Origin of the sequence: Polynucleobacter asymbioticus QLW-P1DMWA-1 (assembly GCF_000016345.1) — a bacterium.
Classification (GTDB): domain Bacteria; phylum Pseudomonadota; class Gammaproteobacteria; order Burkholderiales; family Burkholderiaceae; genus Polynucleobacter; species Polynucleobacter asymbioticus.
This window is the reverse complement of the sequence record NC_009379.1, coordinates 1,776,444-1,792,135: the sequence shown is the minus strand read 5'-3', so window position 1 is coordinate 1,792,135 and position 15,692 is coordinate 1,776,444. Positions and strand designations below refer to the sequence as shown.

The window sequence follows — 15,692 nt, the reverse complement described above, 5'->3', positions numbered from 1 at the left end:
CAGTATCCCGATTCGTTATTGAAGAAAGAAAGGTAGCAATGGGAACTGAAGCTTGAGACCCAAAACGAATACCGAATAAGTAAAGGCAATGAGGAAGATTGCATTAACCAATGTACCCTTCCAACTAAATTCATGACTTGCACTTGCAGACATAAATACCAACACAAAGACGGCCACAATAAAGCCCATCGTCGGTAACAGTATTCCGTATAAAACTACTGAGCCTGTAATGAGTCCGATTACCCTCCAATTGAATGGTGGAATCTTTTCAATCGCTGCTTTGGCGCTGAGAGATTTGATAAGAATAAGAAGGCCTAAAGCAGTCATTACCAGGCCAAGCCAGAACGGAAAATAACCAGGGCCCATTTTGGCGGCCGTTCCCATTTGATATTGGGTGGCCATGTAGGTGAAAAAGAGGCCGATGACCATATACATTAGGCCGGCCCCAAAATCTTTTTGATTGCGGATTTCCAAGTTGCGCTCCTTAAGATCGACTTAGTGTCGATTTATTTATTGATGTTGAAGGATTGTAAGGCAGGAAGGGGGTGTCCTGTCTAGGGTTTGCCCTAGAGGAGTGCCAATGCGATAATTATCCTCATGAAAGTAACCCAAATTCGACAGGCTTACCTGGATTTCTTTGCCCAAAAAGGCCATCAAATAGTCCCTTCTAGCCCAGTGGTGCCAGGGGATGATCCAACCTTGCTATTTACTAACGCGGGAATGAACCAATTCAAGGATGTTTTCTTGGGCTTTGATAAGCGTTCATATACGCGTGCCACTACTGCCCAAAAATGTATCCGGGCTGGTGGTAAGCACAATGACTTAGATAACGTTGGCTATACCGCACGTCACCACACCTTTTTTGAGATGTTGGGTAACTTCTCTTTTGGCGATTACTTTAAGAAAGATGCCATTCAATTTGCCTGGGATTTATTAACCCAAGTATTTGAGTTGCCCAAAGACAAACTTTTAGTAACGGTCTACGCAGAAGATGACGAGGCATATGCTATTTGGAAAGATCAAATCGGTGTGCCTGCAGAACGCATTATTCGCATTGGTGATAACAAAGGAGCACGCTACGCTTCTGATAATTTTTGGATGATGGGTGACACTGGTCCATGCGGTCCATGTACAGAAATTTTTTATGATCATGGCGAGCATATTCCAGGGGGCCCTCCAGGAAGTCCCGATGAAGATGGCGATCGCTTTATTGAGATTTGGAATAACGTCTTTATGCAGTTCAACCGCGATGAAGCCGGTGTGATGCATCCATTGCCTAAGCCCAGCGTAGATACTGGCATGGGTCTAGAGCGTATTGCTGCCGTGTTACAGCATGTCCATTCTAATTATGAAATCGATCTCTTCGTCAATCTCATCAAGGCTGCGAAGGATACGGTAGATGGGGCTGGGGGCGAGAATTGTGATGCTCAAAGCCCCTCATTAAAAGTGATTGCTGATCACATCCGAGCATGTAGTTTCATCGTTGTTGATGGTGTGATTCCTGGTAATGCGGGTCGTGGTTATGTATTGCGTCGTATTGCACGACGCGCTATTCGTCATGGTTATAAATTAGGTGCACGCAAACCTTTCTTCTATCAATTGGTTCCTGCACTCGTCAAAGAGATGGGCGATGCTTATCCTGAGTTGCGTGCTGCACAAGATAAAGTCAGCGAAGTATTGAAGCAAGAAGAAGAGCGCTTTTTCCAAACAATTGCCAATGGTATGGAAATTTTGGATGGTGCCTTAGCAGGTGGAGCGAAAGTGGTTGACGGTGAAACCGCTTTCCGTCTGCATGACACTTTTGGCTTCCCACTCGACTTAACGGCAGACGTTTGCCGTGAGCGAGGCGTAACAGTGGATAGCGAGGGTTTTGAAGTTGCGATGCAAAAGCAACGCGATCAGGCAAGGGCAGCAGGTAAATTTAAGGTTGCCCAAGGCCTGGATTACAAAGGAGTACCAACCCGGTTCCATGGTTACGAGACCCTCAAGCATGAAGGCGCCAAAATTACCGCCCTCTACTTAGATGGCTCAGCAGTCAATTCTGTGAAGGCTGGTGATGCTGCAGTAGTGGTTTTGGATAACACCCCGTTCTATGCAGAGTCAGGTGGCCAGGTTGGTGACAAGGGTGAACTTCGTAATGAGGCAGCCCGCTTTACTGTAGATGACACCTTCAAGATTCAGGCCGATGTATTTGGTCACCAAGGTGAAGTTCTCGAGGGTGAGCTCAAGGTTGGCGATACATTAAATGCCTTGGTTGATATTGCGCTAAGAAACGATACGATGCGCAACCATAGTGCGACTCATATTTTGCACAAAGCTTTGCGTGAAGTCCTAGGCGATCATGTGCAACAAAAAGGGTCCTTAGTTGACGCTAGCAAAACGCGTTTTGACTTTACACACAACGCCCCAATTACCGCTGAACAAATTCGTCGCATTGAAGATATTGTGAATGCTGAAATTTTGGATAACAGTGCTACCTCAGGCAAAGTGATGTCTTTGGAAGATGCGCAAAAAACTGGCGCCATGATGCTCTTTGGTGAAAAGTATGGTGACGAAGTCCGTGTTCTAGAGATCGGTAGCTCTAAAGAGTTGTGTGGGGGTACCCATGTGTCTCGCACAGGCGATATTGGTAGCTTGAAGATTGTTTCTGAAGGTGGTGTCGCCGCCGGCATCCGTCGTGTAGAAGCCGTTACTGGCCAGAATGCTTTGCATTTCTTGCAAGGCTTGGAAGACAAAATCAATGAAGCTGCCACTATCCTTAAAACGCATCCGGGCGATCTGGTAAATCGGGTTGCACAACTGCAAGAGAGTTTGCGTTTAGCAGAGCGCGAGTTGGAAAAAGTGAACTCTAAGTTGGCTGCAAGTCAGGGCGATGAGTTGGCTGGTCAAGCAATAGATGTCAACGGCTTAAAAGTGTTGGCTGCCCGTCTTGATGGCGCAGATGCTGGTGTATTACGCGAAACAATGGATGCACTCAAGGCAAAACTGAAAACTGCTGCAATTGTTTTGGCTTCAGTTCAGGGCGATAAAGTCAGTTTGATTGCTGGTGTAACCGCCGATTCTATTGCTAAGGTAAAAGCTGGCGATCTCGTGAACTTTGTTGCTCAACAGGTGGGCGGCAAAGGAGGCGGTAAACCAGAGATGGCTATGGCTGGTGGTAATGATCCTAGTAAGTTGGGCGCTGCATTGGATGGCGTTAAAGACTGGGTAGCAAGCAAATGACCGAGAGCATCAATATTCCCTTTAATGCGGAAGTCGATGCAATCGGCATGAATTGCCCTTTGCCTATTTTGCGCACTAAGAAAGCCTTAGCCACTATGCAGTCTGGAGAAGTTCTCAAAATTAAAGCGACTGATTCAGGCGCGGCTAGAGATTTTCCAGCGTTTGCTAAGCAAACTGGCAATGAACTAATTGGAAGTGCTACTGAAGGGGATGTTTTAGTCTTCTTTCTAAAAAGAAGATAAGCACCCCCCCTTCATCCTTATTTCAAGGACCAGCTTTTTAAGTATTCTGCAAAATCTTCGCCTACTTCTGGGTGACGCAATGCAAAGTCAACAGAGGCTTTGAGATAGCCCAATTTGCTACCGCAGTCATAACGCACGCCGTCGTACTCATATCCAAACACGGGCTCATCCTTGAGCAAGGCCGCAATGGCATCCGTCAGTTGAATTTCACCACCAGCACCTGGCTTGACATTGCGAATGTGATCAAAAATTTTGGAAGACAGAACATAGCGACCTACAACCGCGAGATTAGATGGTGCATCTGCTGGCTTTGGCTTTTCAACAATGCCATCTAAGCGATAGATGCCTTGTTGCACTTCCTTACCTGAAATGATGCCATAGGAGCTCGATTTGGATGGATCGATCTTCTCAACAGCGAGCACTGAACCCTCTTGCTCTTCATGCACTTTGAGCATTTGCGAAAGCACTGGTGGTTGTCCATCCAAAAGATCGTCGGCCAAGATAATGGCAAACGGCTCATCTCCAACTAATTTTTCAGCACATAAAACTGCATGACCCAAACCCAGAGGTTCAGATTGGCGAATGTAAACGCAATCGACATTGTCGGGCTTAACGCTGCGCACTAGATGGAGTAGGTCTTGCTTATTCTTTGCTTCAAGAGCAGCTTCTAATTCATAAGCTTTATCAAAGTGGTCTTCAATTGCGCGTTTGCTACGACCGGTTACAAATATTAATTCGGTAATGCCGGCAGCAATCGCTTCATCCACTGCATATTGAATGAGTGGCTTATCTACGACATTGAGCATTTCTTTTGGGCTTGCCTTGGTTGCTGGCAAAAAGCGCGTACCAAAACCGGCTACTGGAAAAACTGCTTTAGTGACCTTTTTGGAGCTGAAATGTAATGACATAGTGAATCCGTTCTCTATTCTTTGCTACAGATTATTTGAGGCGCTCTAATTGTGCAACAAGCTTATCGTGGTTTTGCTCAAAGCCGGCAAGACGCTGCTTTTCTTGGGCTACAACCTCAACAGGGGCGCGTGCTACGAAGCTTTCGTTATCAAGCTTGCTACGGGCTTTAGTGATCTCATTGGCCAGGCGCTCGATTTCCTTGCCCAAACGAATACGTTCTGCTACAACATCCACTTCAATCTTAAGTAAGAGTTTGATGTTGCCGACTAGAGCAATTGGGGCGCCTGGAGCATCTTTTTCAAGAGCCGATTCATCGCTATAGACTTTGACTTCGGTTAATTTGGCTAGGGCCATTAAATAAGGAGTCGCTTTTTCTAAGAATGCTTGTGGACCGCAAATCCAAAGGGGTACTTTTTGACCTGGGGGAACTTGCATCTCACCGCGCAAATTACGGCAAGCGTCGACAATTGCTTTCACTTGTGCAACCCATGCTTCACTTGGCTCATCAATCTTTTCTGGCTGCGAAATTGGGTAAGGTTGGAGTGCAATAGTTTGCTTAGTTTGTTGAGCTAGCACTTTTCCAGACTTAGGGCCAACGGTTTGCCAGAGGGTTTCTGTAATAAAAGGAATCAATGGATGCGCCATGCGCAAGATCGTTTCTAAAACACGCAATAGAGTACGGCGAGTGGCACGTTGTTGTGCTGGAGTGCCAGTTTGCAGTTGCACTTTCGCAAGCTCTAAATACCAATCGCAGTATTCATCCCAAACAAATTGATAAATGCCGGTGGCAATATTGTCAAAGCGATAGTTTTGAAAGCCTTTGTCTACTTCGGCTTCTGTTCTTTGTAGCAAAGAAACGATCCAACGATCTGCTGGAGAGAAATCTAAATAACCTTCTGGGCCACACTGGTTATCGCACGGCGCCAAGCCATTGTCTTCATCTCCGCCAGGGCAGTTCATTAAAACAAAACGGGTCGCATTCCACAACTTGTTACAGAAGTTGCGATAGCCTTCACAGCGCTTTTGGTCAAAGTTGATATTGCGACCCAGTGAGGCCAAGGAGGCGAAGGTAAAGCGCAGGGCATCCGTACCAAAGGCCGGAATACCATCCGGAAATTCTTTCTTAGTTTTCTTGCCAATGCTTTCAGCTTGCTTTGGATTCATCAGACCAGTAGTGCGCTTGTTTACTAACTCTTCAATCTTGATGCCATCGATGAGATCAATTGGATCCAGGGTATTACCCTTGGATTTACTCATCTTTTGACCTTCAGCATCACGAACAAGTCCGTGAACGTAAACAGTATGAAAAGGAACTTTCCCCGTGAAGTGGCAGGTCATCATCACCATGCGAGCAACCCAGAAGAAGATGATGTCAAAACCGGTTACCAATACAGAGGATGGTAAGAAATGATTTAGTGCTGGCGTTTCTTCTGGCCAACCTAGTGAGCTAAACGGCACGAGCGCAGAACTAAACCAGGTATCTAATACGTCAGGGTCACGATTAAGTTGACCGGTATATCCAGCAGCTACAGCTTTTGTTTTGGCTTCTTCTTCAGAACGAGCTACAAAGATCTGCCCATCTTCGCCATACCAGGCTGGGATTTGATGGCCCCACCAGAGTTGCCGTGAAATACACCAGTCCTGAATATTCTCTAACCACTGGGTGTAAGTATTAATCCAGTTTTCTGGAACCAGTTTGATATCGCCCTTGGTGACAGCATCTAATGCAGCGCCTGCAATCGATGAGCCTGGTTGATATTGATTGTCTTGACTAGGCTTGGACATTGCCACAAACCATTGGTCCGTCAACATCGGTTCAATAATGGTTTGGGTACGATCGCCTCGAGGCACCATGAGTTTATGGGGTTGCACTTTTTCCAATAAACCAGCGGCCTCTAAATCGGCAACAACTTGTTTGCGTGCAGCAAAGCGCTCTAGACCTTGGTAAGTAGCAGGCGCATTCTCATTAATCTTGGCATCTAAAGTCAGAATGTTGATTAATGGAAGTTGATGGCGCTGTCCAACAGCGTAGTCATTAAAGTCGTGAGCGGGGGTGACTTTCACCACGCCAGTACCAAAGTTCACATCAACGTAGTCATCAGCAATGATCGGGATTTGGCGATCACAGAGCGGCAGGTTAACAAGCTTGCCAATGAGGTGTTTATAACGCTCATCCTCTGGGTTAATCATCACAGCGACGTCACCGAGTAGGGTCTCCGGACGCGTAGTCGCAACGGTGAGATGTCCAGAGCCATCGGCTAAGGGGTAGCGGATATGCCACATAGAACCATCTTCTTCTTCGCTGACAACTTCTAAATCAGACACAGCAGTTCCAAGAACGGGATCCCAGTTCACCAAACGTTTGCCGCGATAAATTAAACCTTGTTCATGCAGGCGGACAAATACTTCCACTACCGCTTTGGACATTTTGCTGTCCATTGTGAAGTACTCTTTACCCCAATCAATCGAAGCACCTAAGCGACGAATTTGACGAGTAATCGTTGAGCCAGAAGTTTCCTTCCATTCCCAAACTTTTTCTAAGAACTTCTCACGACCTAAATCGTGACGAGAAACTTTTTGCGCATCGAGTTGACGCTCAACAACAATTTGAGTGGCAATACCAGCGTGATCGGTGCCGGGAACCCATAAGGTATTTTTGCCTGCCATTCGGGCATGACGCACTAAGCCATCCATGATGGTTTGATTGAAAGCGTGACCCATATGCAGGGTCCCGGTCACATTGGGTGGAGGGAGCTGTATAGAAAAATTGCCTTTACCTTCATCCATGCTTGCATCGGCTATACCTCTGCGTTCCCACTCGGGGCCCCAATAGGCTTCGATCGGGGCGGGTTCATAGGATTTGGCAAGTTCGTCTACTGAACCAGCCGCTGGGGAATTAGGGGTATTTGAGGCATTTGGCATAAGAGGCAAATTATAATTGGGGCGATGTACTCAGACTTGCTCGCGAACCTCAATCCAGAACAGCGCGAGGCAGTAACCCTCCCGCCCGTTAATCCCCATGGCCAAGCCCAATCAGCCCTCATTCTGGCTGGTGCTGGCAGTGGCAAGACACGTGTCTTGACCACACGTATCGCCTGGCTCATCCAAACGGGCCAGGTATCGCCTATTGGGGTTCTGGCGGTGACTTTCACCAATAAAGCTGCCAAGGAGATGATGGTGCGTTTAAGCGCCATGTTGCCCATCAATACTCGCGGTATGTGGATTGGGACCTTTCATGGCCTGTGTAACCGTTTATTGCGGGCACATCATAAAGAAGCGGGTTTGCCATCAACTTTTCAGATTCTGGACACTCAAGATCAGCTTTCTGCCATTAAGCGCCTCTTAAAGGGCTTAAAGGTCGATGATGAAAAGTATCCGCCAAAACAATTGCAGTATTTCATTGCCCATGCCAAAGAACGTGGGCAGCGTGCAAAAGATTTGGCAGTCGGTGATGATTTTCAAGCAAAGATGGCCCAACTATACGGTGCTTACGATGAGCAATGTCAGCGTGAAGGCGTGGTGGATTTTGCGGAATTGTTATTGCGTAGTTATGAACTTTTAAAGCACAGCGAGCCTATTCGTACCCATTACCAAGAGCGTTTTCGCCACATCTTGATTGACGAGTTTCAAGATACGAATGCCTTGCAATACGCTTGGTTGAAATTGTTATCAGGTCATGACGCTAGCCGAGTCAATGTGAGTGGCATGGGCACTAGCGCAGTCTTCGCAGTCGGTGACGATGACCAAAGTATCTATGCATTCCGTGGCGCAGATGTTGAGAACATGCGCCTCTATGAAAAACAGTTTCATCCGCTCTTGGTAAAGTTAGAGCAGAACTATCGCTCGCATGGCCACATTCTGGATACAGCTAATCATTTGATTGCAAATAACTCTGAGCGTTTAGGAAAAAATCTCCGAACTGATGCTGGTCATGGCGAGCCAGTGCGAATTTATGATGCACCAAGCGATCACGCCGAAGCAGCCTGGCTGGTAGAGGAAATCAAAGCTTTAGTAAATAGCGGTATTAAGCGTACTGAAATTGCATTGCTTTATCGAAGCAATGCACAGTCACGCATCATTGAGCATAACTTATTTTCTGCTGCGATTCCGTATCGGGTTTATGGCGGCTTGCGCTTCTTTGAGCGTGCTGAGATTAAGCATGCGCTAGCGTATTTGCGCCTACTTGAAAACCCAAATGATGACACCTCATTCTCTCGGGTCGTTAATTTTCCAACGCGTGGTATTGGCGCCAGATCTATCGAAGCATTACAAGATGCAGCTAGAGCGCAGCAATGCTCTTTGTATTCAGCAGCCTCTTCTCTTGAGGGAAAAGCAGGCGCTACCTTAGGTGGATTTATTCGCTTGGTAGACCACATGCGTGAAGCAACTCGCCACAATACCTTGCCAGAAACGGTCGAGTTTGTAATTCAGCACAGCGGTTTAATTCAGCATTACCTTTCAGAGCGCGAAGGTCAAGATCGCGTAGAAAACTTGCAAGAATTAATTAATGCTGCCACCGCCTTTATTGCTGAAGAGGGATATGGTCAAGATGCTGCCGCAGCTATGCTTCCGGGAGAAAATGCACCTGGTGTCGTAGAAGTCTCACCGCTTGCAGCCTTTTTATCCCATGCTTCTCTAGAGGCAGGGGACAACCAGGCCCAGGCTGGGCAAGATGCCGTGCAATTGATGACGGTCCACTCGGCTAAAGGCTTGGAATTCACGGCTGTCTTTATTACCGGCCTTGAGGAGGGTTTGTTTCCTCATGAAAACAGCATTAATGAACAAGATGGCCTAGAAGAAGAACGACGCCTCATGTATGTAGCAATAACACGTGCCAAAGAGCGCTTGTATTTGTCACACACTCAATCTCGGATGTTGCATGGGCAAGTGCGTTACAACATGCCATCTCGTTTCTTGGAAGAATTGCCATCAGACTCATTGAAGTGGCTGACACCCAAAGCAAAAGACGCACGTTGGGGTGGAAACTCTAGATCGGGTTCAACTTGGCAAGATGGCTATACGCGTCAACGGGAATACGAGTCCAATGATTTCTTTGATTCAGGAAGTGAGCGTCAAAGACCAGTAAAGCGTGTTGGCTCAGCCTCTATGGAGGTGAAGCGTTTAGCATCGCCCCCGCGCGGTGATTACCCGTTCAAAATTGGTCAGAATGTTTTCCATACCAAGTTTGGTGAAGGTCGTGTAACTGGTTTAGAGGGTGTTGATACCGATGCGCGTGCACAAGTAAATTTCAAGCGTCACGGCATTAAATGGTTGCAGTTGAGTATTGCTAAGCTTGCGGCGATCGACTAAACCAGTGCCACTTCATCTTCGGTAAAGCACGCTTTCCAGGTGGCGTAAAACGAACAGTGCATCACTGTTAAGCCTGCTATGGAAATAGGTGCGACGATGAAAGAAGCCGCTTGACCTAAATCCAGGGCGTCTAACAACATGCCAATCGTTAATGGAATGGCGATTAGAACAATACTCCAGATTGCTAGGTAGAAAAAGAATGCAGTGCGGTTAACCCAGCATGCCATCCAGCTAGAAAAAAGTGCCTGCGGAATAGACATGTCTGCCCAAGCAATCAATATTGGAGAGAACCACATCAACATCGCTACCGGAATGTAGAGGATGGCACCAAAGAAAAGAATCAAATAGATTTGGTGCAGTGATTCTGGGGTGATTGGTTTATCACTCGTGATTAGCGGAAGCAGCGCTTCAAAATCAATTAAGAGGCTGAGAATAAAACTCAACACAAGAATCAGTGTTGTATAGATCAACCCTAATTGCAAAATGCGACGACGCACTAACACTCCGGATTGGAGGGCCGCTAAGTAGACTAAGGGGCGAATACGCTCCTTTTGAATTGCTTGACGACAGGCGGTTAAAAATCCAACTGATATAGCGGGCGTAAGCAGTAAGACTACGAATACCCCGATCACCGGAACCATGATCGCTATCTGCGCCACAAAAACATACATAAAAATGAGCATTAAAAATCCCAAAGGATTTTGTTTAAAAAGCCAGATACCTTGTCTAATCCAGGTATAGCCTTCCTTAGGCGCTAACGAGTTCAGTTTCATAGAGAGCGACGACTTAAAAGTATGCGTTCAAAGTGTGTGGGGTCATGTGGGGTGAGCATTTGCGCATCGCGGGGTAAATAAAAATCCCAGAGGCGCGACACCCAAAAACGCAGAGCAGCCGCTCGTAACATGAGTGGCCAACTAGCCTGCTCTTCTTTTGTGAGGGCACGCACGGATTGGTAAGCCTTCATTAATGCTTCATAACGCTCGGGATCTAGATCTTGCTTATTCTCTGCAAGACACCAATCATTTACGGTGACAGCAAGATCAAATAGCCACTTATCTGTACCGGCAAAATAAAAGTCAAAGAATCCGCCTAACTGATCTTGACTGCTATCAGCAGTCCCTTTGGGGTCGAACAGTACATTGTCGCGAAACAGATCGCAATGACTTGCTCCCTGCGGCAGAGCATCGTACGCGCTTGAGCTAAAGAATTGTTCTTGAGCCGCAAGTTCATGGGTAATTAAATCTTTTTGAGCGGTACTTAAGTGAGGAATTACTAAAGGAATGGTTTTTTGCCACCATCCAAGACTACGAAGATTTTCTTGTGTCTTAGAAAAATCTTTTCCGGCTAAATGCATTTTGGCGAGCATCTCCCCAACTAGGGCGCAATGCTTTGCTTCCGGTTGCATTCGGGAGAGACCGGGCAATTTAGTCACAATCGCTGCCGGCTTACCTTTAAGGGTAAATAGAATTTCTCCGCGATGGTTCTCAATCGGCATGGGAACCGGAATACCTTGAAGCGCCAGGTGGCGCATCAGCTCAAGGTAGTAGGGGAGTTGCTCTGCGGATAATCTTTCGAAGATGGTGAGAACGTATTCCTGCTTCTTACCATCTTTGAGTGTATCAAGAAAAAAATTCGAATTCTCAATGCCACCATGAATGCCATGAATTTCGATAGCTTGACCGATGTCGAAATCTTGAGAGATCCATTGGGAGATATCAGACAGTTCGATCGGAGTAAATACAGCCATCAGCAGTTACTAAATAAAGGACGTAAATTAAGTGACGAATTAAAAAGGAATGCTAATGCTCGGCACACTTAAAAGCTCACCTTCGCCTGAGGTTGCAGGGCCAGGCTGAACTGAGTCAGGAGGAGACATCTCATAGCTGGTGTACTTCGTTTTGACTTGCACTTGAGTTGGGCTGTTGGCATCTTTGTACTCAGTAACCTCAGTGCCGGTAGCTTCCTTATGTTGGAAGCTTGGCTTTCGCTTTGCAGGCGCATCGAGGGTGTTTGATGGGCTTACCGTTGGGGCAAGTGGCTGGTTGTTAATTTGATTGAGCTCGGACTGGCTGAGTGCTTGGCTGGTATTCTGAGCTTGTGCTGATCCGAGTCCAAAAAGGCCAAAAACCACTAAAAAGCTCATGAGAGCTAGACCGTGATTAAGGGTTTGGCTAAATAAATTTGTTATAGCATGCATCATTTTTCACCTTTTAAGGCCTACTCAAGGGTGGTTTCCTAACCGGACCTGTAGGCAGTTCACAACTAGATTGTACGATTGCGGTATGACTAAACATAGACTCTTGTTGGTAGACGGCTCTAGCTACCTATATCGCGCCTTCCACGCTATGCCAGACCTCAGAAATGGGGCGGGCGAGCCTACTGGGGCTATATATGGCATGGTCAATATGATGCGCCGGGCTCGATCTGAGCTCAAGGCTGACCATATAGCCTGCGTCTTTGATGCCAAAGGGAAGACTTTTCGGGATGAAATGTACTCTGAATACAAGGCTCACCGCTCCCCAATGCCTGAAGACTTGGTCAAGCAAATTGAGCCGATTCATGCGATGGTCAAAGCAATGGGTTGGCCTGTACTCATGGTTTCGGGTGTAGAGGCGGATGACGTCATTGGAACTTTAGCTTGCCAAGCAACCGAAGCAGGTTGGGAAACCATCATCTCTACTGGTGATAAAGATTTAGCGCAATTGGTAAATCCTTCGGTCACTCTCATCAATACGATGACTAATGAGAAATTAGACATCGAAGGCGTGATTGAAAAATTTGGCGTTCCACCAGAATTGATTGTCGATTATTTATCCATCATTGGGGACACTGTTGATAACGTTCCTGGCGTGCCAAAGGCTGGACCAAAAACTGCTAATAAATGGTTAGCAGAATTTGGTAACTTAGATAACTTGATGGCCAATGCGGATCAAGTTAAAGGCGTTGTTGGTGAAAACTTGCGTGCTAGTTTGACTTGGCTTCCTCAGGCGCGTCAATTAATTACTGTAAAAACAGATTGTGATTTATCACCCCATTTACCGGGCCTTGATGATTTACATGAAAAGTCAGAGGATGCCGCTTTGTTGCGTGAACTATTTGAGCGCTATGCATTTAAGACTTGGTTGCGTGATGTCGAAAAGCAGCTCAATAACCCATCTGATGGGGGTTCTGGGGCTGCAGTCACTTTTGATTTGGCTGGCTCACCCATTACCAATTCCAGCTCTGAAACTGATTCTGGAGAGCTTAAAAGAGTCATCGCTACAGCACCTACTAAAGGGCTAACGCAGCAGACTAGTGATTTGCAAGATGCGATTGAACGTCACTATGAATGTGTAGTTGACGAAGAATCTCTTGAGCGTTGGATGAAGAAAATTGAAGCTGCTGAGTTGACGGCAGTCGATACCGAGACCACGAGCTTAGATGCATTAGCAGCAGAATTAGTGGGGATCTCTTTATCAGTAAAGCCAGGTGAGGCTTGTTACATTCCAGTGGCACATCGCAATGGTGAAGCACAGCTCAGTCGCGAGCTGGTTCTGAAACGCATGAAGTCTTGGTTAGAAAGTTCTAGCCACCTCAAGGTCGGTCAAAACTTAAAATACGACATCCATATATTTGCAAATTACGATATTCATCTAGAGGGAATTGCATTCGACACTTTGCTTGAATCCTATGTGTTGGAATCGCATTTACCTCACAATATGGATAGTTTGGCAGAGCGCCACCTTGGTCTTAAAACGATTCGCTATGAAGAGGTATGCGGCAAAGGGGTTCACCAAATTGGCTTTGATCAGGTGGATCTGCAAATTGCTACCAACTATGCCGCCGAAGACGCAGACATCACTTTGCGCTTGCATTTAGAGCTCTGGCCTCAGATTCAGGCGAGCCCAGGCCTGCTCTATGTCTATGAAAAGATTGAAATGCCAGCAATGTTGGTGCTGGGAATCATGGAGCGCAACGGTATCCGGATCGATTCCGCCTTATTGGCTAAGCAAGGCCAACAGGTGGGTAAACGCCTTTTAGAGCTCGAGGGCGAAATTCACCGGCTGGCAGGCCAACCTTTTAATATTCAGTCCCCAAAGCAAATCGCAGAAATTTTGTTTGGACAACTGGAATTGCCTATAGTTAAAAAGACACCTTCGGGCGCACCTTCTACTGATGAAGAGGTTTTGCAGAAGTTGGCGGAAGACTATCCATTGCCCGCCCGCATTTTGGACTATCGCAGTTTGGCCAAGTTGATGTCGACCTATATTGAAAAACTTCCCCGAATGGCTGACCCTAAAACGGGGCGAATTCACACTAACTTTTCTCAGGCAACTGCAGTTACTGGGCGCTTGGCATCAAGTGATCCTAATTTGCAAAATATTCCGGTGCGCACTGAAGAGGGCCGTCGCATTCGCGAGGCATTTATTCCGGCTGACGGTTGCAAGTTATTGTCAGCCGACTACTCGCAGATTGAGCTGCGCATCATGGCGCATATTGCCGAAGATGAAAATTTATTAACTGCCTTCAAAGAAGGCAAAGACGTCCACCAGGCAACGGCTGCCGAGATATTCGGAATCCCCTTGGATGATGTCAATTCTGAGCAACGTCGTTATGCCAAGGTGATTAACTTCGGTCTGATCTATGGCATGAGTGCGTTTGGTTTAGCGGGTAACTTAGGTATTGAGCGCGCAGCAGCGCAAAACTATATCGCCAAGTACTTTGACCGATATCCGGGCGTAGCTCAATACATGGAACGGACGCGTCTCGAGGCTAGAGAAAACGGTTATGTAGAAACAGTCTTTGGGCGACGTCTTTGGTTGCCCGAAATTAAGGGCTCTAACGGCCCACGCCGTCAAGGTGCTGAGCGTGCCGCGATTAATGCACCGATGCAAGGAACTGCGGCTGATTTGATTAAGCTGGCGATGATCGCAGTTGAGGATTGGTTGGAAAAAGAGCAGTTGAAAACCAAAATGCTGCTTCAGGTTCATGATGAATTGGTATTCGATGTGCCTTTAGATGAGATTGATCTGTTGCAGGCTAAATTACCTGACCTCATGTGCCATGTCGCGCAGTTAAAAGTGCCCTTGGTGGTTAGTATTGGTATTGGCGATAATTGGGAAGAGGCGCATTAACCAGGAGAGATCACTATGAGTGAAAAATCGAGTAACGCACGTAGAGAGTTTATTAAGACGTCTGTCATTGGTGCTACGACCATGGGCGTAGGTTTTGTGGCTGCATCAGACCCTGTGTTGGCCGCCGCCATTGAAACTGACTTTACGGGGCTCAAAGCTGGTGAACAAATGATTCCAGTGGGAAGCTTTCAGTTGCCTGCCTATGTTTCACGTCCTGCTTATGCCAAAGGCTCTTTACCTATTGTCATTGTCGTAAGTGAAATCTTTGGCGTGCATGAATACATTGCTGATGTGACCCGCCGTTTTGCGAAGTTGGGTTATTTGGCGATCGCTCCTGAGTTTTTTACTCGCGCGGGAGATCCCAATGCCTACGGCACTATTGCCGAAATTCAAGCCAATATCGTTGCTAAAACTCCTGATACACAAGTGATGAATGATTTGCAGGCTGCCTTGGTGTGGGCTGGAAAAAATGGTGGCGACCTGAAGCGAGTGGGGGTCACTGGATTTTGTTGGGGCGGCAGAATTACCTGGCTGTCAGCAACCTTGCCACAAGTGCGTGCAGGAGTTGCTTGGTATGGTCGCTTGATTGGCGAGAAGACCGAGGGCAATCCACGTCACCCCGTGGAAATTGCCGCTGATTTAAAAGCGCCAGTACTGGGTTTATATGGTGGCGCTGATACTGGCATCTCCTTGGAAAGTGTCGAGCAAATGCGCGCTGCATTGGCGCAAGCTGCCGCTAAAAATCCCGCTGCGAAAGCCTCTCAAATTGAGGTTTATCCCGATGCACCACATGCATTCCATGCGGACTATCGCGCTAGCTATCGTGAGGGCCCCGCTAAAGATGGATGGGAAAAGTGCATCGCCTGGTTTAAGAAAAACGGAGTAGTGTAATTAA

11 protein-coding genes are annotated in these 15,692 nt (G+C 46.9%); 5 read left to right on the top strand and 6 right to left on the bottom strand.

Annotation, left to right across the window (positions count from 1 at the left end; translation table 11 throughout):
• Nucleotides 1–15: 15 nt before the first annotated feature.
• Complete coding sequence (locus tag PNUC_RS08945) at nt 16–474, bottom strand: tripartite tricarboxylate transporter TctB family protein (RefSeq protein ID WP_011903556.1); 459 nt, start codon at nt 472–474, stop codon at nt 16–18.
• Between the two features lie 123 nt (nt 475–597).
• Here PNUC_RS08945 and alaS point away from each other — a divergent pair, with 123 nt between their 5' ends.
• A complete protein-coding gene (gene alaS, locus PNUC_RS08940; protein ID WP_011903555.1) occupies nt 598–3,222 on the top strand; it encodes an alanine--tRNA ligase in 2,625 nt (874 codons plus the stop codon).
• Nucleotides 3,223–3,236: 14 nt separating this feature from the next.
• The gene (locus tag PNUC_RS08935; protein WP_048812295.1) at nt 3,237–3,464 is read left to right on the top strand and encodes a sulfurtransferase TusA family protein; all 228 of its coding nucleotides are present in this window, start codon (nt 3,237–3,239) and stop codon (nt 3,462–3,464) included.
• 17 nt (nt 3,465–3,481) lie between these two features.
• On the opposite strand, the gene galU is transcribed toward PNUC_RS08935, so the two are convergent.
• Together galU and PNUC_RS08925 are read right to left on the bottom strand one after the other, a co-directional pair.
• On the bottom strand, nt 3,482–4,372 hold the full coding sequence (galU, locus tag PNUC_RS08930) for a UTP--glucose-1-phosphate uridylyltransferase GalU (protein WP_011903553.1): 891 nt from the start codon (nt 4,370–4,372) through the stop codon (nt 3,482–3,484).
• Nucleotides 4,373–4,403: 31 nt separating this feature from the next.
• Entirely contained in the window at nt 4,404–7,295 is a 2,892-nt protein-coding gene (locus PNUC_RS08925; protein WP_011903552.1) for a valine--tRNA ligase, read from the bottom strand.
• 24 nt (nt 7,296–7,319) lie between these two features.
• On the opposite strand from PNUC_RS08925, the gene PNUC_RS08920 reads away from it, so the two are divergent.
• On the top strand, nt 7,320–9,683 hold the full coding sequence (locus PNUC_RS08920; protein WP_011903551.1) for a UvrD-helicase domain-containing protein: 2,364 nt from the start codon (nt 7,320–7,322) through the stop codon (nt 9,681–9,683).
• Here the strand turns inward: PNUC_RS08920 and PNUC_RS08915 are convergent.
• The 3 genes from PNUC_RS08915 to PNUC_RS08905 are packed head-to-tail and all read right to left on the bottom strand — an operon-like array spanning nt 9,680 to nt 11,883.
• A complete protein-coding gene (locus PNUC_RS08915) occupies nt 9,680–10,456 on the bottom strand; it encodes a BPSS1780 family membrane protein (protein WP_011903550.1) in 777 nt (258 codons plus the stop codon). The genes PNUC_RS08920 and PNUC_RS08915 overlap by 4 nt on opposite strands.
• Complete coding sequence (locus tag PNUC_RS08910; RefSeq protein ID WP_011903549.1) at nt 10,453–11,430, bottom strand: homoserine kinase; 978 nt, start codon at nt 11,428–11,430, stop codon at nt 10,453–10,455. The genes PNUC_RS08915 and PNUC_RS08910 overlap by 4 nt, the downstream gene beginning before the upstream one ends.
• 39 nt (nt 11,431–11,469) lie before the next feature.
• Nucleotides 11,470–11,883, bottom strand: coding sequence for a hypothetical protein (locus PNUC_RS08905; RefSeq protein WP_011903548.1), 414 nt, complete (start codon nt 11,881–11,883; stop codon nt 11,470–11,472).
• Nucleotides 11,884–11,965: 82 nt separating this feature from the next.
• Between PNUC_RS08905 and polA the strand changes: the two genes are divergently transcribed.
• Both polA and PNUC_RS08895 read left to right on the top strand, forming a co-directional pair.
• The gene (gene polA, locus PNUC_RS08900) at nt 11,966–14,797 is read left to right on the top strand and encodes a DNA polymerase I (RefSeq protein ID WP_011903547.1); all 2,832 of its coding nucleotides are present in this window, start codon (nt 11,966–11,968) and stop codon (nt 14,795–14,797) included.
• A gap of 15 nt (nt 14,798–14,812) precedes the next feature.
• On the top strand, nt 14,813–15,688 hold the full coding sequence (locus tag PNUC_RS08895; RefSeq protein ID WP_011903546.1) for a dienelactone hydrolase family protein: 876 nt from the start codon (nt 14,813–14,815) through the stop codon (nt 15,686–15,688).
• Nucleotides 15,689–15,692 lie beyond the last annotated feature (4 nt).

Coding starts and splice junctions, on each gene's coding strand:
- polA (WP_011903547.1), top strand. CDS start 11,966: ATGACTAAACATAGACTCTTGTTGGTAGACGGCTCTAGCTACCTATAT.
- PNUC_RS08905 (WP_011903548.1), bottom strand. CDS start 11,883: ATGATGCATGCTATAACAAATTTATTTAGCCAAACCCTTAATCACGGT.
- galU (WP_011903553.1), bottom strand. CDS start 4,372: ATGTCATTACATTTCAGCTCCAAAAAGGTCACTAAAGCAGTTTTTCCA.
- PNUC_RS08915 (WP_011903550.1), bottom strand. CDS start 10,456: ATGAAACTGAACTCGTTAGCGCCTAAGGAAGGCTATACCTGGATTAGA.
- PNUC_RS08920 (WP_011903551.1), top strand. CDS start 7,320: ATGTACTCAGACTTGCTCGCGAACCTCAATCCAGAACAGCGCGAGGCA.
- PNUC_RS08925 (WP_011903552.1), bottom strand. CDS start 7,295: ATGCCAAATGCCTCAAATACCCCTAATTCCCCAGCGGCTGGTTCAGTA.
- PNUC_RS08910 (WP_011903549.1), bottom strand. CDS start 11,430: ATGGCTGTATTTACTCCGATCGAACTGTCTGATATCTCCCAATGGATC.
- PNUC_RS08895 (WP_011903546.1), top strand. CDS start 14,813: ATGAGTGAAAAATCGAGTAACGCACGTAGAGAGTTTATTAAGACGTCT.
- alaS (WP_011903555.1), top strand. CDS start 598: ATGAAAGTAACCCAAATTCGACAGGCTTACCTGGATTTCTTTGCCCAA.